The 19,357-nt window shown below is 67.3% G+C and carries 11 protein-coding genes and 3 rRNA genes; 5 read left to right on the forward strand and 9 right to left on the reverse strand.

Going from position 1 to position 19,357, the window contains the following annotated elements:
* Positions 1–54 precede the first annotated feature (54 nt).
* Genes QHG49_RS13365 through QHG49_RS13375 form a run of 3 tightly spaced genes read left to right on the forward strand, consistent with a single transcriptional unit; the run spans position 55 to position 5,701 of the window.
* Complete coding sequence (locus tag QHG49_RS13365; protein ID WP_370530458.1) at positions 55–390, forward strand: SseB family protein; 336 nt, start codon at positions 55–57, stop codon at positions 388–390.
* Entirely contained in the window at positions 387–1,025 is a 639-nt protein-coding gene (locus tag QHG49_RS13370; protein ID WP_159704524.1) for a hypothetical protein, read from the forward strand. The genes QHG49_RS13365 and QHG49_RS13370 overlap by 4 nt, the downstream gene beginning before the upstream one ends.
* Positions 1,025–5,701 carry a putative T7SS-secreted protein gene (locus QHG49_RS13375; RefSeq protein WP_301489804.1) on the forward strand — a complete coding sequence of 1,559 codons (4,677 nt, stop codon included), beginning with the start codon at positions 1,025–1,027 and terminating at the stop codon, positions 5,699–5,701. The genes QHG49_RS13370 and QHG49_RS13375 overlap by 1 nt, the downstream gene beginning before the upstream one ends.
* 70 nt (positions 5,702–5,771) lie before the next feature.
* Here the strand turns inward: QHG49_RS13375 and QHG49_RS13380 are convergent, their stop codons facing one another.
* The 8 genes from QHG49_RS13380 to QHG49_RS13415 all read right to left on the reverse strand — a co-directional run bounded on the left by QHG49_RS13380 (position 5,772) and on the right by QHG49_RS13415 (position 14,651).
* Positions 5,772–6,002, reverse strand: coding sequence for a hypothetical protein (locus QHG49_RS13380; protein WP_301489806.1), 231 nt, complete (start codon positions 6,000–6,002; stop codon positions 5,772–5,774).
* An 88-nt stretch (positions 6,003–6,090) separates the two neighbouring features.
* Positions 6,091–6,207 (reverse strand): 5S ribosomal RNA (gene rrf / locus QHG49_RS13385).
* A 70-nt stretch (positions 6,208–6,277) separates the two neighbouring features.
* Positions 6,278–9,396, reverse strand: a 23S ribosomal RNA gene (locus tag QHG49_RS13390).
* 316 nt (positions 9,397–9,712) lie between these two features.
* Positions 9,713–11,237: ribosomal RNA gene (locus tag QHG49_RS13395) — 16S ribosomal RNA — on the reverse strand.
* The 16S, 23S and 5S rRNA genes sit together here, the layout of an rRNA operon.
* 443 nt (positions 11,238–11,680) lie before the next feature.
* On the reverse strand, positions 11,681–12,199 hold the full coding sequence (locus QHG49_RS13400) for a hypothetical protein (RefSeq protein WP_301489808.1): 519 nt from the start codon (positions 12,197–12,199) through the stop codon (positions 11,681–11,683).
* 125 nt (positions 12,200–12,324) lie between these two features.
* Positions 12,325–12,747, reverse strand: a complete 423-nt coding sequence (locus QHG49_RS13405) for a RidA family protein (RefSeq protein ID WP_159704515.1) — start codon at positions 12,745–12,747, stop codon at positions 12,325–12,327.
* 48 nt (positions 12,748–12,795) lie between these two features.
* Entirely contained in the window at positions 12,796–13,557 is a 762-nt protein-coding gene (locus QHG49_RS13410; RefSeq protein WP_085566320.1) for an IclR family transcriptional regulator, read from the reverse strand.
* Positions 13,554–14,651, reverse strand: a complete 1,098-nt coding sequence (locus QHG49_RS13415; protein ID WP_370530573.1) for a sugar kinase — start codon at positions 14,649–14,651, stop codon at positions 13,554–13,556. Before QHG49_RS13415 ends, QHG49_RS13410 begins: the two co-directional genes overlap by 4 nt.
* Before the next feature lie 167 nt (positions 14,652–14,818).
* Between QHG49_RS13415 and QHG49_RS13420 the strand changes: the two genes are divergently transcribed.
* On the forward strand, positions 14,819–16,090 hold the full coding sequence (locus QHG49_RS13420) for an alanine racemase (RefSeq protein WP_301489816.1): 1,272 nt from the start codon (positions 14,819–14,821) through the stop codon (positions 16,088–16,090).
* 80 nt (positions 16,091–16,170) lie between these two features.
* The gene (locus QHG49_RS13425; protein WP_301489818.1) at positions 16,171–17,808 is read left to right on the forward strand and encodes an amidohydrolase family protein; all 1,638 of its coding nucleotides are present in this window, start codon (positions 16,171–16,173) and stop codon (positions 17,806–17,808) included.
* An 18-nt stretch (positions 17,809–17,826) separates the two neighbouring features.
* On the opposite strand, the gene QHG49_RS13430 is transcribed toward QHG49_RS13425, so the two are convergent.
* The gene (locus QHG49_RS13430) at positions 17,827–18,699 is read right to left on the reverse strand and encodes a serine protease (protein WP_301489820.1); all 873 of its coding nucleotides are present in this window, start codon (positions 18,697–18,699) and stop codon (positions 17,827–17,829) included.
* Positions 18,700–19,357 lie beyond the last annotated feature (658 nt).

The following is a 19,357-nucleotide window of genomic DNA, read 5'->3' on the forward strand; positions in this document are numbered from 1 at the left end:
GCTCGTTCCACCGCCGACGCGTCGGCGCACGCGTGCCGTGAATGGGCCGTCCGCGTGGGCGAGTTCCGCCGTACGGCCGTGCTCGTCCCCGTGGACGAGCACGACGTGCCCCTGACGGCCGATTTCGGCGGGGTCCGCTGGATCTACGCCTTCTCCGACGAGACCGCCCTGGCCCGCTACGCGCTGGCGCGGGGCGCGGGCGACCGGGAGTGGGCGTACCAGCGCTGGCTGGGCGCACGGCTGCTGGACGCCGCGGTGCCCGCCATGGGCGTGCCGTGCGGGGTCGCGCTGGACGTGGGCGGCCCGGGCACGCTGTTCCCGCCGCTCGCGGGGATCGTGCCGGACCGGGTGGCGGTGGACGTGGCGCAAGAGCGGGGGGCTGCCGGGTGAGCGGCGACGGCGAGGACTTGAAGACCGAGGGCCTGGCCCTGATCGCCAAGGGGCTGAACGACGCCCTCGGCGAATTGAAGGAACTGGGCATGCTCTACGAGGCGGACGCCGGCCGGGGCTTCGACAAAGTCGGCCTGACAGGCTTGCAGTTGGGCCACGACGGGCTGACCGGCGAATTCAAGTCGTTCTGCGAGCGCTGGGAGTGGGGCGTGCGCGCGCTGGTCGAGGAGGGCAGCGGATTCGCGCTGAAGACGGGCCTGGCGGCGGGCACGTACCACGACACCGAGAACTACGTGGTCGGTACTTTCAAGGACGTCGCCAACGCGGTGATCGGCAATCCCGACGCCTCCGAGGAGGACGTGGAGAAGATGGGCTGGGGCGACATCCTCAAGTCCAGCCCGTACGACGGGAATGTGGACTACAGCAAGAAGTCCTTCGCCGACGCGTGGACGAACAGCAAGCAGGGCTGGGACGACGACGCACGCGACTTCATGAACTCGCCGGCCGCGAGGACCATGGGCATCAGGCCGAGCGGCATGTCGGACGCCGACTACCACCAGCTGCTCGAAAAGGCCTTCGGCCCCTCCCCCGAGGAACGCGCCGAGGCCGCCCGGCAGCAGGGCGGTGCGGGCTGATGGGGCTGGGCGAGCTGGGCAAGATCACCAACACCGTCCTCGGCGCCGGCGAGGAGACATGGGACGCGGGCAAGAAGAAGCTCGGCGAGGGCGTCGACTGGGCCGCGCACAAGGTGGGCGGCGAACTGGACCACGTCGGCCTGCACCAGTGGGCCGACAAGGTCGAGGACGCGGGCGACGGGCTCGCCTCCTACCTCGGCGCCACCCCCGGCGAGCAGCAGCTCGGCGAGACCGACGACCCGGACCGGCTCCTGCACGGCGCCCCGGAGCGGATCCGGGCGAGCGCGGGGCACCTGCGGGACTTCAACAGCGCCTTCGACAAGGTCGGCCGGGGGATGCGCAAGGTCGACTCCTCCGGCTGGGAGGGCGCGGGTGGCGACGCCTTCCGCGAGAAGTTCGGCGTGCACCCGGCCAAGTGGACCACCGCGGCCGAGGCGTGCCTCGGGGCGGCGGAGGCGCTGGAGTCGTACGCGGACACCGTCGCATGGGCTCAAGGGCAGGCCAAGGAGGCCGTCGCGCTCTACAAGAAGGGCACGAAGGCGTCCAAGGACGCGGTCGAGGCGTACAACAAGAAGGCCGACGCCTACAACGCGAAGGTCAAGGCGAACGAGGACCCGGGTCCCAAGCCCGAGCCGTTCCAGGACCCCGGCAAGGCCGACATCGACGCGGCCGTGCACAAGCTCGCCGCCGCCCGCAAGCAGCGCGACACCGCCGCCACGGAGGCCCAGGGCAGGATCAAGGAGGCCCTCGCCCACGCCCCGGCCGAGCCCCCGCCGCTGACCCGGCTGCGCCACGACCTCAAAGACGGCTACCTGGAGGTCGACGCCGAGGCCGTCCACTTCGTGGGCGGCGTCGTCAAGGGCACGGCGGGCCTGCTCACCTTCGTGCGCGGCCTCAACCCCGTCGACCTCTACAACGTCACGCACCCGGCCAACTACCTCCAGCACGTCAGCACGACCCTCAGCGGTCTGCTGGCCCTCGACGAACATCCCGACCGCGCCCTGAAGGGCATGTGGTCCGACTTCAAGAAGGACCCGTCCGAGTTCGGCGGCCGCATGCTCCCCCAGCTCCTCGTCGGCGACGGCGCCGGCCTGGAGGTGGGCCTGACCCGCGACGCGGCACAGGCGGGGCTCCGCTCGGCGGCCGAGGGCACGCTGGAGAGCGGGGCCCGGGCGGGCGCGGCGGACGGGGCGCGGGCGGGCGCGGCGGACGCGGGGAAGGCCACCGCCCGGGACACGGTGGGCGAGGACCCCCACCAGCCCTCCCGCGAGCAGGACTCGGTGCTGAGCGACGGCACCGACCCCATCGACCTCGCCACCGGCAGGATGTATCTGCCGCAGACGGACGTCGCCCTCCCCGGCGCGCTCCCCCTGCTCCTCAAGCGGCGCGTGGAGTCCGGCTACCGCCTGGGCCGCTGGTTCGGCCCGTCGTGGTCCTCCACGCTGGACCAGCGCCTGGAGATCGACGCGGAGGGAGTCGTCCTCGTCACCGAGGACGGCCTCCTCCTGTCGTACCCGCACCCCGCCCCGGGCCTGCCGACCCTTCCCAGCCACGGCCCCCGCCGCCCGCTGGACCGCGTGACCGGCGGCTACACGGTCACCGACCCGGAGACCCGCCGCACCTGGCACTTCGCCGACCGCACCGAGAACCTGGCCGTCCTGGAGCAGGTGGACGACCGCAACGGCAACCGGCTCACCTTCGAGTACGACGCCGAGGGCACCCCGCTGGCCGTCTCCACGAGCGCCGGCCAGGGCGTCCGCATCACCACGGACTCGGGCCGCGTCACCTCGTACCACCTGGCGGCGACCGGCGAGGAGCTGAAGCGCTTCGCCTACACGGACGGCGACCTCACCGAGGTCGTCAACTCCTCGGGCCTGCCGCTGCGCTTCGCCTACGACGACCGCGGCCGGGTGACCTCCTGGACGGACACGAACGACCGCTCCTACACCTACGCGTACGACGACCGGGACCGCTGCGTGGCCGAGGGCGGCGCCGCCGGCCACATGGCGCTGCGCCTGACCTACGGGGACCCGGACCCGGTCACGGGCCTGCGCACCACGACGGCGACGACCGGCACGGGCCACACCCGCCGCTACCTGGTCAACGAGGCGTGGCAGGTGGTCGCGGAGAACGACCCCCTCGGCGCGACCACGAGCTACGTCCGCGACCGCCGCAACCGCCTGCTCTCCACGACCGATCCGCTCGGCCACACCACGTCGTTCCGCTACGACGAGACGGGCAACCTCATCTCGGTCGTCCGCCCGGACGGCCGGGAGTCGAGGGCGGAGTACGAGGGCCCGGATCTGCCGGTGAAGCTGGTGCACCCGGACGGCACGACCGTCCGGCAGACCTTCGACACCCGCGGCAACCGCACCTCGGTGACGGACTCCTCGGGCCGGACGACCCGGTTCACCTACGACGACTTTGGCCACCTCACCTCGCTGACCGACCCCCTGGGCCGTACGACGACGCTGGTGTGCGACCGCGCGGGCCTCCCCGTGACGGTGACCGATCCCCTCGGCGCGGTCACCCGCTACACCCGGGACCCCTTCGGCCGCCCGACGACGATCACGGATCCGTCCGGCGCGACGACACAGCTGGAGTGGTCGGTCGAGGGCCACCTGACACGCCGTACGGCCGCGGACGGTACGACGGAGTCGTGGACCTACGACGGCGAGGGCAACTGCACGGCCCACACGGACCCCTTGGGCGGCGTGACCCGCTTCGAGTACACCCACTTCGACCTCCTGTCGTCGCGGACGGGCCCGGACGGGATCCGCTACGAGTTCACCCACGACGCGGAACTGCGCCTGACCCAGGTCACGAACCCCCAGGGCCTGACGTGGAGTTACGACTACGACGCGGCCGGCCGCCTGCGCTCGGAGACGGACTTCGACCACCGCACCCTGACCTACGCCTACGACGCGGCGGGCCGCCTGACCTCCCGCCGCAACGCCCTCGGCGAGGAGATCTCCTTCGAGCGGAACGAGATCGGCCAGACCGTCCACAAGGACGCCGCGGGCCGGGTGACGACGTACGCCTACGACCTGACCGACCAACTGGCCCGGGCGACGGCCCCCGACGGCACCACACTCACGCTGCTCCGCGACCAGCACGGCCGCCTGCGCTCGGAGACGGTGAACGGCCGGACCCTGACCTACACCTACGACGAGCTGGGCCGCCGCACGGGCCGCACCACCCCGACCGGCGCCGTCTCCACCTGGTCGTACGACGCGGCGGGCCGCCGCACAGGTATGACGGCGTCAGGCCGCCCGATCGACTTCACGTACGACGAGACGGGCCGCGAACTGACCCGCCGGATCGGCGAGACGATCACCCTGGCCCACACCTTCGACCCCGTGGGGCGCCTGACGACCCAATCGGTGACGGGCGTGGACGATGCTCTGCTCCAGCACCGCTCCTACACCTACCGGGCCGACGGCAACCTGACCGGCGTCGACGACCACCTGTCGGGCCCCCGCCGCTTCGACCTGGACGCGACGGGCAGGGTCACGGCGGTCCACGCGGCCGGCTGGACCGAGCGCTACGCCTACGACGAGGCCGGCAACCAGACCGAGGCGAGCTGGCCCCCCACCCACCCCGGCACGGAGGCCACGGGCCCGCGCACCTACGAGGGCACCCGCATCCTCCGCGCCGGCAACGTCCGCTACGAACACGACGCCCTGGGCCGCGTCACCCTCCGCCAGAAGACCCGCCTGTCGAGAAAGCCGGACACCTGGCGCTACGAGTGGGACGCCGAGGACCGCCTGACCTCGGTCACCACCCCCGACGGCACCCGCTGGCGTTACACCTACGACCCCCTGGGCCGCCGCACCTCGAAACAACGCCTGGCGGCGGACGGGACGACAGTCCTGGAACAGGTGACCTTCACCTGGGACGGCACCACCCTCTGCGAACAGACGACAACGTCCTCGTCCCTCCCGAACCCGGTCACCCTCACCTGGGACCACCAGGGCCTCCGCCCCCTGTCCCAAACCGAACGCATCACCGCGGCAGACGCCCCACAGCAGGAGATCGACTCCCGCTTCTTCGCCATCATCACCGACCTGATCGGCACCCCAACCGAACTGATCGACGAACAAGGCAACCTCACCTGGCGAACCCGAAGCACCCTGTGGGGCACCACGGCATGGGCAACGGACAGCACCACCTACACACCCCTACGCTTCCCCGGCCAGTACTACGACCCGGAAACGGGCCTGCATTACAACTACTTCCGCCACTACGACCCAGAAACAGCGCGATACCTCAGCCCAGACCCCCTCGGTCTCACGCCTGCCCCGAATCCAGGCACCTACGTGTCCAACCCCCATGCGTGGATCGACCCGCTGGGACTCGCACCTGCTGCGTGCGAACACCCGGCAGTCAGCGAGACACGCAATAACATGGGCAATGGCAGTCTCGTCAGTAATCACCCAATGACAGCCGACGAAGCCATCGAATCTGCCCGCACATTCCTGGGGGAGGGGTACAGGGAGCTGGGGCAGGGCCGTGGTGTTTTCCGCAGCGCCGACGGTATGCGGCAATTCCGCATGGATCCGGATTCCTTGCAGGGAAACCACTGGCCGGACGTGCCTCACGTTCACTTCGAGATGTTCGACAGCCCTGGAGCCAAGAAGGCCGTTGTGAACAACCACGTTCCGCTTGTCAAGTAACATCACTCGACGCTTCAGGCGATTCAACAAGTGAGGAAAATTGATTAGAGTCGACAAGGTCGGACAAATTTCATCCGGAGACGAAGCCGGGAAGTTCGTCAAAATTGAAGAGCTGCCCGACTCTCCTCCCAGTTATCTCGTCCTGCTGGCTCACGACCAGGAATTCACTCACGGATGCGGTGATTATTGGGTAGAGGATTTCCCATCCCTGGAACAGTTCTTCAGCGAAGGAAGGTGGGTCGTGGACTGGCTCGACCAGGGCGAGTGAACTCACATGGGTTTCATCATCGATGAGTCTCAATTCCGCGTGCCCTCCAGCCTCCGAGTGAGACTGTCCTTGAACGCAGAAAACCCCCGCACCACATGGTGCGGGGGTTTTCCCAAAAATTGTTCGGCGGCGTCCTACTCTCCCACAGGGTCCCCCCTGCAGTACCATCGGCGCTGAAAGGCTTAGCTTCCGGGTTCGGAATGTAACCGGGCGTTTCCCTAACGCTATAACCACCGAAACACTATGAAACTATCAACCAGCAAAGGTTGTTCGTGGTTTCAGAACTAACACAGTGGACGCGAGCAACTGAGGACAAGCCCTCGGCCTATTAGTACCGGTCACCTCCACCAGTTACCTGGCTTCCAGATCCGGCCTATCAACCCAGTCGTCTACTGGGAGCCTTACCCCATCAAGTGGGTGGGAGTCCTCATCTCGAAGCAGGCTTCCCGCTTAGATGCTTTCAGCGGTTATCCCTCCCGAACGTAGCCAACCAGCCATGCCCTTGGCAGAACAACTGGCACACCAGAGGTTCGTCCGTCCCGGTCCTCTCGTACTAGGGACAGCCCTTCTCAAGACTCCTACGCGCACAGCGGATAGGGACCGAACTGTCTCACGACGTTCTAAACCCAGCTCGCGTACCGCTTTAATGGGCGAACAGCCCAACCCTTGGGACCGACTCCAGCCCCAGGATGCGACGAGCCGACATCGAGGTGCCAAACCATCCCGTCGATATGGACTCTTGGGGAAGATCAGCCTGTTATCCCCGGGGTACCTTTTATCCGTTGAGCGACGGCGCTTCCACAAGCCACCGCCGGATCACTAGTCCCGACTTTCGTCCCTGCTCGACCCGTCGGTCTCACAGTCAAGCTCCCTTGTGCACTTACACTCAACACCTGATTACCAACCAGGCTGAGGGAACCTTTGGGCGCCTCCGTTACCCTTTAGGAGGCAACCGCCCCAGTTAAACTACCCATCAGACACTGTCCCTGATCCGGATCACGGACCCAGGTTAGACATCCAGCACGACCAGACTGGTATTTCAACGACGACTCCACCCACACTGGCGTATGAGCTTCACAGTCTCCCAGCTATCCTACACAAGCCGAACCGAACACCAATATCAAACTGTAGTAAAGGTCCCGGGGTCTTTCCGTCCTGCTGCGCGAAACGAGCATCTTTACTCGTAGTGCAATTTCACCGGGCCTATGGTTGAGACAGTCGAGAAGTCGTTACGCCATTCGTGCAGGTCGGAACTTACCCGACAAGGAATTTCGCTACCTTAGGATGGTTATAGTTACCACCGCCGTTTACTGGCGCTTAAGTTCTCAGCTTCGCCCCACCGAAATGGAGCTAACCGGTCCCCTTAACGTTCCAGCACCGGGCAGGCGTCAGTCCGTATACATCGCCTTACGGCTTCGCACGGACCTGTGTTTTTAGTAAACAGTCGCTTCTCGCTGGTCTCTGCGGCCACCCCCAGCTCAAGGAGTAAATCCCATCACCGAGTGTGGCCCCCCTTCTCCCGAAGTTACGGGGGCATTTTGCCGAGTTCCTTAACCATAGTTCACCCGAACGCCTCGGTATTCTCTACCTGACCACCTGAGTCGGTTTAGGGTACGGGCCGCCATGAAACTCGCTAGAGGCTTTTCTCGACAGCATAGGATCATCCACTTCACCACAATCGGCTCGGCATCAGGTCTCACCCTCATGAGTGGCGGATTTACCTACCACTCGGGCTACACCCTTACCCCGGGACAACCACCGCCCGGGATGGACTACCTTCCTGCGTCACCCCATCACTCACCTACTAACCGCTCGGTTCAGCGGCTCCACCACTCCCCTCAACTCCGAAGAGATCAGGGCGGCTTCACGGCCTTAGCATCACGATGCTCGATGTTTGACGCTTCACAGCGGGTACCGGAATATCAACCGGTTATCCATCGACTACGCCTGTCGGCCTCGCCTTAGGTCCCGACTTACCCTGGGCAGATCAGCTTGACCCAGGAACCCTTAGTCAATCGGCGCACACGTTTCTCACGTGTGTATCGCTACTCATGCCTGCATTCTCACTCGTCAACCGTCCACAACTACCTTCCGGTGCTGCTTCACCCGGCAGACGACGCTCCCCTACCCATCCACACACCCGTTGGGGCTATTATGTGAATGACACGACTTCGGCGGTACGCTTGAGCCCCGCTACATTGTCGGCGCGGAATCACTAGACCAGTGAGCTATTACGCACTCTTTCAAGGGTGGCTGCTTCTAAGCCAACCTCCTGGTTGTCTGTGCGACTCCACATCCTTTCCCACTTAGCGTACGCTTAGGGGCCTTAGTCGATGCTCTGGGCTGTTTCCCTCTCGACCATGGAGCTTATCCCCCACAGTCTCACTGCCGCGCTCTCACTTACCGGCATTCGGAGTTTGGCTAAGGTCAGTAACCCGGTAGGGCCCATCGCCTATCCAGTGCTCTACCTCCGGCAAGAAACACACGACGCTGCACCTAAATGCATTTCGGGGAGAACCAGCTATCACGGAGTTTGATTGGCCTTTCACCCCTAACCACAGGTCATCCCCCAGGTTTTCAACCCTGGTGGGTTCGGTCCTCCACGAAGTCTTACCTCCGCTTCAACCTGCCCATGGCTAGATCACTCCGCTTCGGGTCTTGAGCGTGCTACTGAATCGCCCTGTTCGGACTCGCTTTCGCTACGGCTTCCCCACCCGGGTTAACCTCGCAACACACCGCAAACTCGCAGGCTCATTCTTCAAAAGGCACGCAGTCACGAGATGCAGCAAGCTGCATCCGACGCTCCCACGGCTTGTAGGCACACGGTTTCAGGTACTATTTCACTCCCCTCCCGGGGTACTTTTCACCATTCCCTCACGGTACTATCCGCTATCGGTCACCAGGGAATATTTAGGCTTAGCGGGTGGTCCCGCCAGATTCACACGGGATTTCTCGGGCCCCGTGCTACTTGGGTGTCTCTCAAGCAAGCCGCTGACATTTCGACTACGGGGGTCTTACCCTCTACGCCGGACCTTTCGCATGTCCTTCGTCTACATCAACGGTTTCTGACTCGCCCTACGGCCGGCAGACCGTAGAAGAGAGATCCCACAACCCCGCACACGCAACCCCTGCCGGGTATCACACGCATACGGTTTGGCCTCATCCGGTTTCGCTCGCCACTACTCCCGGAATCACGGTTGTTTTCTCTTCCTGAGGGTACTGAGATGTTTCACTTCCCCTCGTTCCCTCCACTTGCCCTATGTGTTCAGGCAAGGGTGACAGCCCATGACGACTGCCGGGTTTCCCCATTCGGAAACCCCCGGATCAAAGCCTGGTTGACGACTCCCCGGGGACTATCGCGGCCTCCCACGTCCTTCATCGGTTCCTGGTGCCAAGGCATCCACCGTGCGCCCTTAAAAACTTGGCCACAGATGCTCGCGTCCACTGTGCAGTTCTCAAACAACGACCAGCCACCCATCACCCCGAACCATCAACAGGTCCGAGTGCACTGGGGCCGGCGACTGAGGAGAAGATCAGATCATTCCCTCAGACACCCAACAGCGTGCCCGACCAGAACCCGTCCGAGGATCATGCGTTCCACACTCCGAAGAGCAGTACTAACAGCCCCCGACCCGAACATCCGGCCGAGTAGTCAACGTTCCACCCATGAGCAACCAGCATCAGACATGCGCTGATGTACTGGCCTCTGACCGAGCAAGAGCCCGGTAAGAAGTGCTCCTTAGAAAGGAGGTGATCCAGCCGCACCTTCCGGTACGGCTACCTTGTTACGACTTCGTCCCAATCGCTGGTCCCACCTTCGACAGCTCCCTCCCACAAGGGGTTGGGCCACCGGCTTCGGGTGTTACCGACTTTCGTGACGTGACGGGCGGTGTGTACAAGGCCCGGGAACGTATTCACCGCAGCAATGCTGATCTGCGATTACTAGCGACTCCGACTTCATGGGGTCGAGTTGCAGACCCCAATCCGAACTGAGACCGGCTTTTTGAGATTCGCTCCACCTCACGGTATCGCAGCTCATTGTACCGGCCATTGTAGCACGTGTGCAGCCCAAGACATAAGGGGCATGATGACTTGACGTCGTCCCCACCTTCCTCCGAGTTGACCCCGGCGGTCTCCCGTGAGTCCCCAGCACCACAAGGGCCTGCTGGCAACACGGGACAAGGGTTGCGCTCGTTGCGGGACTTAACCCAACATCTCACGACACGAGCTGACGACAGCCATGCACCACCTGTACACCGACCACAAGGGGGGCACTATCTCTAATGCTTTCCGGTGTATGTCAAGCCTTGGTAAGGTTCTTCGCGTTGCGTCGAATTAAGCCACATGCTCCGCCGCTTGTGCGGGCCCCCGTCAATTCCTTTGAGTTTTAGCCTTGCGGCCGTACTCCCCAGGCGGGGCACTTAATGCGTTAGCTGCGGCACGGACAACGTGGAATGTTGCCCACACCTAGTGCCCACCGTTTACGGCGTGGACTACCAGGGTATCTAATCCTGTTCGCTCCCCACGCTTTCGCTCCTCAGCGTCAGTATCGGCCCAGAGATCCGCCTTCGCCACCGGTGTTCCTCCTGATATCTGCGCATTTCACCGCTACACCAGGAATTCCGATCTCCCCTACCGAACTCTAGCCTGCCCGTATCGACTGCAGACCCGGGGTTAAGCCCCGGGCTTTCACAACCGACGTGACAAGCCGCCTACGAGCTCTTTACGCCCAATAATTCCGGACAACGCTTGCGCCCTACGTATTACCGCGGCTGCTGGCACGTAGTTAGCCGGCGCTTCTTCTGCAGGTACCGTCACTTTCGCTTCTTCCCTGCTGAAAGAGGTTTACAACCCGAAGGCCGTCATCCCTCACGCGGCGTCGCTGCATCAGGCTTTCGCCCATTGTGCAATATTCCCCACTGCTGCCTCCCGTAGGAGTCTGGGCCGTGTCTCAGTCCCAGTGTGGCCGGTCGCCCTCTCAGGCCGGCTACCCGTCGTCGCCTTGGTGAGCCGTTACCTCACCAACAAGCTGATAGGCCGCGGGCTCATCCTGCACCGCCGGAGCTTTACACCGTCAAGGATGCCCAAGACGGTCATATCCGGTATTAGACCCCGTTTCCAGGGCTTGTCCCAGAGTGCAGGGCAGATTGCCCACGTGTTACTCACCCGTTCGCCACTAATCCACCCCGAAGGGCTTCATCGTTCGACTTGCATGTGTTAAGCACGCCGCCAGCGTTCGTCCTGAGCCAGGATCAAACTCTCCGTGAATGTTTACTCGGCCGAAAAATATTTCAGCCGGTGACACATTGGAGAGCGGAACGGTCGGAGGAATAGTCCGACCGTTCACAGCGTCCTCGCTGTGTTTATTTCAAAGGAACCACGTCCCGGTCGTGATGACCGGAGACGGGGTATCAACATATCTGGCGTTGACTTTTGGCACGCTGTTGAGTTCTCAAGGAACGGTCGCTTCCTTTGTACTCACCCTCTCGGGCTTTCCTCCGGGCTTCCCTTCGTGTTTCCGACTCTATCAGATCTTTCCGATCCGATTTCCTCGGTGCCTTCCGGTTCTCGCTCTCGCGTTTCCCTTGCGGCGAACCAAACTTTATCAGAAGTTCTCGGGGCCTCTGACCGCCCTCGAACGCCCCGCCGGGGCCGGCCATGGATGAAGGAGCCGGCTCCCGGGGAGCCGGCTCGTGGAGAGCGGGGGTCGGTCAGGCGCCGTCTTCGAAGTAGGCGTCCAGGACCGCGTCCAGCTTCTCGTCCCATTCCTTGAAGCGGGAGCGGGACGTGGCCTCGATCTCGATCGGGTACCAGCGGCGGTCCGGGGTGTGCACCGTGATGGTGTAGCGCTTGCCGAAGCGGGGGGACTCCGACTCCACCGCGGCGATCTCGGCCCACTTGAACTCGCAGGCCTCCTCGTCCAGGCTGAGGCGGACGCCCTTGTGGTCGGCCACTATCTTGGCGCGGCGGTCGGCGGCCTCGAAGACCGGGCCGTCGGCGGGCGCCGCCGGCTCGTCCTCGGCCGTGTCGCCTTCCTCGGCCTCCTCGGCGCCCTCGGCCGCTTCAGTGCCCTTGGGCTTCGTCGGCTCGGCGGAACCGTCCGGCGCCTCGGTCTCCGGTTCCTTCGGCTCTCCCGGCTCCTCCTGCTTCGCCAAGGGCGCCGCCGGGGCCGTGATGCCCGGGATGAAGGCCGGGTCGAAGCCGGCGCCCGCCACGGGCTCGGCCTTCACCGCTTCCGCCTTCAACGCTTCGGTGTTCAACGGATTGCTGCCTGATCCTATGCGCTGCTCCACGGCGGCAGTATGGACGACTTCCCTGTGCCGGAACCAGTCAGCCCGCGCGTCGCGCCGGCGACTCAGGCCGCTCCGGGGGAATCGAGCACGGCGAGCGCGTCGATCTCGATCAGCAGGCCGGGCGGAAGGCCGACGTAGACGGTCGTACGGGCGGCGGGCGGCTGGGTGAGGGCCTGGGCCTCGAAGTAGGCGTTGTAGATGTCGTTCATCTCGGCGAAGTGGTTCACGTCCGTGAGGTAGACGCGGAGCATCATCACGTCGTCCCAGCTCGCGCCGCCCTCCTCCAGGATCGACCTGACGTTGTCGAGGGTCTGGAGCGTCTGCTCGCGCAGGGTGGGCCCGGCCGGGGCCGGGGGCTTGCCCTCCTCGGCGGGCAGGAAGCCGACCTGGCCCGCGACTTGGAGGATGTTGCCCTTGCGCACTCCGTGCGAGAACTTCGCGGGCGGGGTGGTGTGGGTCTTCGGGGTCAGGGCGATCTTGTCCATCGGGCGGTTCCTTCGTGGGGGTGGCGAGCAGTACGGGCGTTACAGGTGTTACGGGTGTTCCGTCACCGGGGTTCTACCGGAGTACTCCGCGCTGATCGCGTCCGCCGTGCGGCGGACCAGCGGGAGGAGGGCGAGGAGTTCGTCGGCCGTGACGACCACGTTCGGGGCGGACACCGACATCGCGGCGGCCACCCGGCCCTCGGCGCCGCGGATGGGGGCGGCGACGCAGTTGATGGACTCCTCGTGGCCGCCGAGGTCGGTGGCCCAGCCCTGTTCGCGGACCTTGGCCAGTTCCTGGAGGTAGGCGTCGGCGTTCGGGGTCGAACGGGGGGTGTACGAGGGGTAGTCGAGCTTCTCCGCGACGGCCCGGCGTTCGGGCTCGGGGAGGTCGGCGAGGAGGAGTTTCGCGACGGCGGCCACGGTGAGGGCGACCGGCCTGCCGATGCGGGAGTACATGCGCACCGGGTAGCGGCTGTCGACCTTGTCGATGTAGAGGACCTCGGGGTCGTCGTACACGGCGAGGTGGACGGTGTGGCCGCACTGCTCGTTCAGCCGTACGAGGTGGGGGTGGGCGATCTCACGGACGTCCAGGTTCTCCATCGCCTCCTGGGCGAGGGCGAAGAGGCGGGCGCCGAGGCGGTAGCGGTGGTCGGACTGGCGGTAGACCAGGCCGTGTTCGTGCAGGGTGCGCAGGAGGCGCAGCGCGGTGGACTTGTGGACGCCGAGGCGGTCGGCGACGCGGCCGAGGTCGGCGGGGCCCTCGGCGAGCAGCGGCAGGATGCTCAGGGCGCGGTCGACGGTCTGGCTCATGGGGTGCTGGCCTCCTCGGGGGCCCACGCGGTCTGCGTCCAGCCGGGGGCGAGTCGCAGTCTCCCCCATGCGGCGTCGTCCAGGGCGGCGAGGTGGTCGGCGTGGGCGCGGGTGGGGGGTGGGGCGAGGTCGGTGGGGGTGGTGAGGGTGGCGGCGGCGAGGAGGTGGCCGTGGCGGAGGCGTCGGCGGAGGGGGAGGGAGCGGAGGGTGGCGGAGAGGTAGCCGGCGGCGAAGGAGTCTCCGGCGCCGATGGTGGATACGGCGGTGACGGTGGGGCTCGGCTCGAAAGTGCCCTCGGTCACGGCGTTTACGGTGACGGTCGGCTCAGAGGTGCCCTGTGCTGGGGCGGGCCGCGGGCCGGTCGCGCGACTCGGCGCTGACGGAGTGCCTCCCTCAGAGGGGGTACCCCCGGCGGCTTGGCGAAAGGCCGTCGCGCCCCTCTCCCCCTGTTTCACCACCAGCACCTCCGGCTCCGGCAGTACGCCCCTGATCGCCCCCGGTCCGCCCGTCACCCCCCACACCTCCGCCGCCTCGTCCTCGCCCACGAAGACGATGTCCGCCCGGCGGGCCAGCTCCAGCAGGGTTCGGGCGGCGTCTTCTTCCCGCCACAGAGCCGGGCGGTAGTTGATGTCGAAGGAGATCAGGGGGCGGGAGGCGGCCGGGGCCGTCAGTCGGTGGAGGAGGTCGTGGCAGTCCGCCGACAGGGCCGCCGTGATCCCCGACAGATGCAGGATCCGGCAGTCCCGTACCGCCCGCATGTCCACGTTCGCCGGAGACATCGCCGAGGCCGCCGAACCGGCCCGGTAGTACGCCACCTCGTGCGCCCCCGACCCCCGGTCCGCCGCCGTGCGGAAGTAGACGCCGGTCGGCCGGGACGGGTCGCGGTGGACGGTCGAGACGTCCACCCCGTACTCCGCGACCCCCGCCACCACGCACTCCCCGAACCCGTCCGCGCCCACCCTGCTCACCCAGCGGGCCGAGTGGCCGAGCGCCGCCATCGCGCAGGCCACGTTGGACTCCGCACCGCCGACGGCGCGGGAGAAGGTGGGCACGTCGGCCAGGGGGCCGGGGCGGGTGGGGACGAAGGTGACCATGGATTCGCCCAGCGCGACGACGTCCACTCTCGTACCCCCCAAGCGCCGGCGGCATCACTCCGTTGACCCGTTGTCGGCGAGATGCTAGACAGCAGTGAGCACTGCATGCAATGAACGTTGCACAGAATGCAACGGCATGGGCACGCGCCGGACGAAGAAGGGCTCTCATGGACACCGAAGCGCTCGACCGGCTGGCCGAGGAACGGGTCGACCACCGTTTCAAGGGCCTTCCGCCGGACGCCCGCGGTCTCACCGTCCGGGAGCTGGCCTCCCAGCGGCGCAACCTGTTCGACGCGGACGGCGGATTCACCACCCCCCTGCTCGTCCTGTCCGCCGAGCGCCTCGCGCACAACCTCGCGCTCATGGAGACGTACACCGCCCGCCACGGCCTGGCGTTCGCGCCGCACGGCAAGACCTCCATGGCGCCGCAGCTGTTCCGGCGCCAGATCGGGCACGGCGCGTGGGGCATCACCCTGGCCGTGCCCCATCAGGTGCGCGTGGCGCGGGAGTTCGGCGTCCAGCGGGTCTTTCTCGCCAATGAGCTGGTGGACGCAGCGGCCCTGCGCTGGCTCGCCGGTGAGCTCGCCGCCGACCCCGGTTTCCGTTTCGTCTGCTATGTCGACTCGGTGCGCGGTGTGGAGCTGATGGACGCGGCCCTCGCGGGGGCCGCCCGGCCGGTGGACGTGGTCGTGGAGCTGGGCGCGGGCGAGCGGGCCCGTACCGGTGTGCGGACGGCGGCGGACGCGCGGGCGGTCGCCGAGGCCGCCGGGCGGGCGCGGGCGCTGCGGCTCGTCGGTGTGGCGGGCTACGAGGCCCAGGTGCCGGACGCCGATCCGGAGCGGGTGCGTGCCTGGCTGGAGCGACTCGTCGCCCTCGCCGTCGAGTTCGACCGGGACGGGCTGTTCGAGGGCGCCGACGAGATCGTCGTGAGCGCCGGTGGCAGCGAGTGGTTCGATGTCGTCGCCGAGGTCTTCGCCGGGATCCCCGCGCTGTCCCGCCCCGTGCTCAAGCTGCTGCGCTCCGGTGCGTACGTCTCGCACGACGATGTGCACTACAGCGAGCTGACCCCGTTCAACCGGGTGCCCGAGGAGGGCGCGCTGGAGCCCGCGTTCCGGCTGTGGGCGCAGGTGGTCTCGCGGCCGTCGGCGACGGAGGCGTTCGTGAACGCGGGGAAGCGGGATGTCTCGTACGACCTCGATCCGCCGGTGGCGCGGGTGGTGCGCCGGGAGGGTGCCGAGCGGCCGGCGGCCGGGATCGAGGTGACCGCGCTGTCCGACCAGCATCTGTGGCTGCGTACCGGAGCCGACGCGGATCTCCGGGTGGGCGACTGGATCGGCTTCGGCCTGTCGCATCCGTGCACGGTCTTCGAGAAGTGGCAGCTCATCCCGGTGGCGGAGGCGGACGGGACGGTGGTCGACTACCTCCGCACCTATTTCTAGAGCGGGAGAGCTGCCGGAGCGGGAAAGCCGGAGCGGGGCAGCTGGGGCGGGCGAGGTTCTGGAGCGGTCGGGAGGCCGGCGTGGAAGACCTGGTCGTGCGGGACGCCGAGGTGGTCGACGGCAGTGGCGAGCCGTCGTACCGGGCCGATGTGGTCGTCGACGGCGGGCGGATCGTCTCCATCGTCAAGGAGGCCGCGGCAGCCGGTTGCCAACGGCCGCGAGCGACGCGGGAGTTGGATGCCGGGGGGCTGGTGCTGGCCCCCGGGTTCATCGACATGCACGCGCACTCCGACCTCGCGCTGCTCCGCGACCCCGAGCACAGCGCGAAGGCCGCGCAGGGGGTCACCCTGGAAGTGATCGGCCAGGACGGGCTGTCGTACGCGCCGGTGGACGAGCGGACGCTGGCCGAGGTGCGCCGGGCGATCGCCGGGTGGAACGGGTACGGCGAGGACATCGACTTCGGCTGGCGCACGGTCGGGGAGTACCTCGACCGGCTGGACCACGGGTTCGAGGGGCGCGGGATCGCCGTGAACGCCGCCTATCTCATTCCGCAGGGCACGGTCCGGGCGCTCGTCATGGGGTGGGAGGACCGGCCCGCGACCGCCGAAGAGCTGCGCCGTATGCGGGAGTTGGTGGCGCAGGGGCTGGCGCAGGGGGCTGTCGGGCTGTCCTCGGGGCTCACCTACACCCCCGGTATGTACGCGGACGACGCCGAACTGACCGAGCTGTGCCGGGTGGTGGCGTCGTACGGCGGCTACTACTGCCCGCACCACCGGTCCTACGGCGCCGGCGCGCTGGACGCCTACGCCGAGATGGTCGCGCTGGCCCGGGCGGCGGGCTGCCCGCTGCATCTGGCGCACGCCACCATGAACTTCGGGGTGAACGAGGGGCGCGCCGATGAGCTGACGGCCCTGTTCGACCACGCGCTGGACGCGGGCGCGGACATCACGTTCGACACGTACCCGTACACGCCCGGCTGCACCACCCTGGCGGCGCTGCTGCCGAGTTGGGCGGGCGAGGGCGGCCCGGCACAGGTGCTGGCCCGGCTCGCGGACCCGGCGACGGCCGAGCGCGTCCGGCGGGAGCTGGAGGTGACCGGCTCGGACGGCTGCCACGGTGTGCCGGTGGAGTGGGAGACGGTCGAGGTCTCCGGGGTGGCCGACCCGGCGCTCGGCGCGTATGTGGGGCGCACCGTAAGGGAGTTGGCGGCGGAGGGGGCCCGGTCGCCGTGGGAGGTCGTCCGGGGGCTGCTGATCGAGGACCGGCTCGGTACGACCGTTCTCCAGCACGTCGGCCATGAGGACAATGTGCGTGCCCTGATGCGGCACCGCGCCCACACCGGGGGCTCCGACGGCATCCTGCGCGGTGCGAAGCCGCACCCGCGGGCGTACGGCACCTTCCCGCGCTATCTGGGCCACTACGTGCGGGAGTTGGGCGTGCTGTCGCTGGAGGAGTGCGTCGCGCGCCTCACCGCGCGGCCCGCGGCCCGGCTGCGGTTGCCGGACCGGGGCCTGGTGCGCGAGGGGTACCGGGCGGATCTGGTGCTGTTCGACCCGGGGACGGTCGCGTCCGGCGCCACCTTCGAGGCGCCCCGGACGCTGCCGACGGGTATTCCGTACGTCCTCGTCGACGGCCGCTTCGTCATCGAGGACGGCAGGCGGACGGATGTCCTCGCGGGACGGTCCGTCCGCCGGACGCCGGTGCCGACGCCGAGGTGAGCGTCGTACCCCCGTGTCTTACGGCTTGGGCAGGGTGCAGCCGGCCGCGCCGAGGTTCAGCTTGTTGCCGGTGGTGAAGCAGGCCGGGATCCCGTACGTCTCCTCGGCGTAGTTGGTGCCCTCGTGGACGGTGACGTTGCCGTTCGCGTCCACCTCGCACGGGTTGTTGACGGTGCAGCGCTCGCCGTCCTCGTTGCCCGTGTTGTTGACGGCGACGACCTTGCCGGTGCTGGTGTCGATGACCGGGGAGCCGGAGGTGCCGCCGATGGTGTTGCAGCTGGAGGTGTAGCGGACCGAGTCCTTCCAGGTCCAGTCGCCCTCCTTCAGCTGGTTGACGAAGCCGTCGATGTTGCAGCTGTAGGTCTTCTTCCAGTACCCGGAGACGACCTTGATGGCGGTGCCCGCAGTCGGGTGGGTGTCGCTGAGGGTGAGCGGGCTGATGCCGTAGGAGCTCTTGATCTGCGCGTAGGTGCTGGTGAGGCGGTAGATCGTGACGTCCGTGTCGGTCATCGTGGAGTAGACGACCTGGTTGGCGCGCAGGGTGGCTATCTTGCTGCCGCTCGCGTTCAGCAGGCCGAAGGTGCGGCCGGAGGACTGGCCGGTGATGACCTCACCGGGGTCGGGGAAGCCGGTCTCCAGGCAGTGGCCGTTGGACAGCACCAGCGCCGGGTCGCTGTCGGCGGAGTTGGGGAAGCGGATGACGGAGCCGGAGCAGTCGCTGAGCGAGACGGTGCCGGCGAAGTTGACGGTGACGGCGGGCTTCTTCGCCTTGGGCGCCGGGGAGTCGACGTGCGCGGCGGGGGCCGCGGTGAGTGGGGCGGCGACCGCGGGAGCCGCGCCCAGCCCGGCCAGGGCCAGGGCGGACAGCGCGGCGAGGAGAGGCTTGTTCATGTGGGGGTCCCCTCTTACGACGGGAGCGACCGGAGGGATTTCCGGTCGCCCGCTGTGTTGTCATGCGCATTCTCTGTGCAGCGAGGGGACGGGAACAAGAAGCGGGATCAGGTCGTAGGGGTTTCCCTGTGCGACGCCTGTGATCAACTCTGCCGATTTCCGGCCGACTTGAGGAGGGGTCAGTGGGTGGTCCGCCGTGGCCGTGGGCGCTGACGCCGGGTGGGAGGTGCGGGGTGGGTGTCGGGGCGGAGGTGCCGGGCGCGGGTGCCGGGGGTGGCGCGGGCGCCGGGTCGGTCGCCGAGGGGGTCGCTGCAACCGGGCCCCCGGCGTCGGCCGTGCCCGCGCTCGCCGTGGTGTCGGCATGGCCGCCCTTCCGATGCCGGGACCCGGCCGGGAGACCTGAGGCCGTCAGACCGGCCATCCCGTCACACCGGCCATCCCGTCACACCGGCCGTCCCGTCACACCGGCCGTCCCGTCACACCGGCGATCAGGGCGACCGCCTCGGTGCCCCCGAGCGCTCCGCCGACGGCGCTCGGCCCGGCCCGCACCGAAGCCCGATCGGGGTGAGGCATCGGGTACCGGGTGCCACAGGGCCGGGACCGGGCTGGTGATCGACGGCCTTGGGCCCGGGGGCGGCCCCCGCGTGCCGTCGTACAC

Source organism: Streptomyces sp. WP-1 (assembly GCF_030450125.1).
GTDB classification, from domain to species: Bacteria; Actinomycetota; Actinomycetes; order Streptomycetales; family Streptomycetaceae; genus Streptomyces; species Streptomyces incarnatus.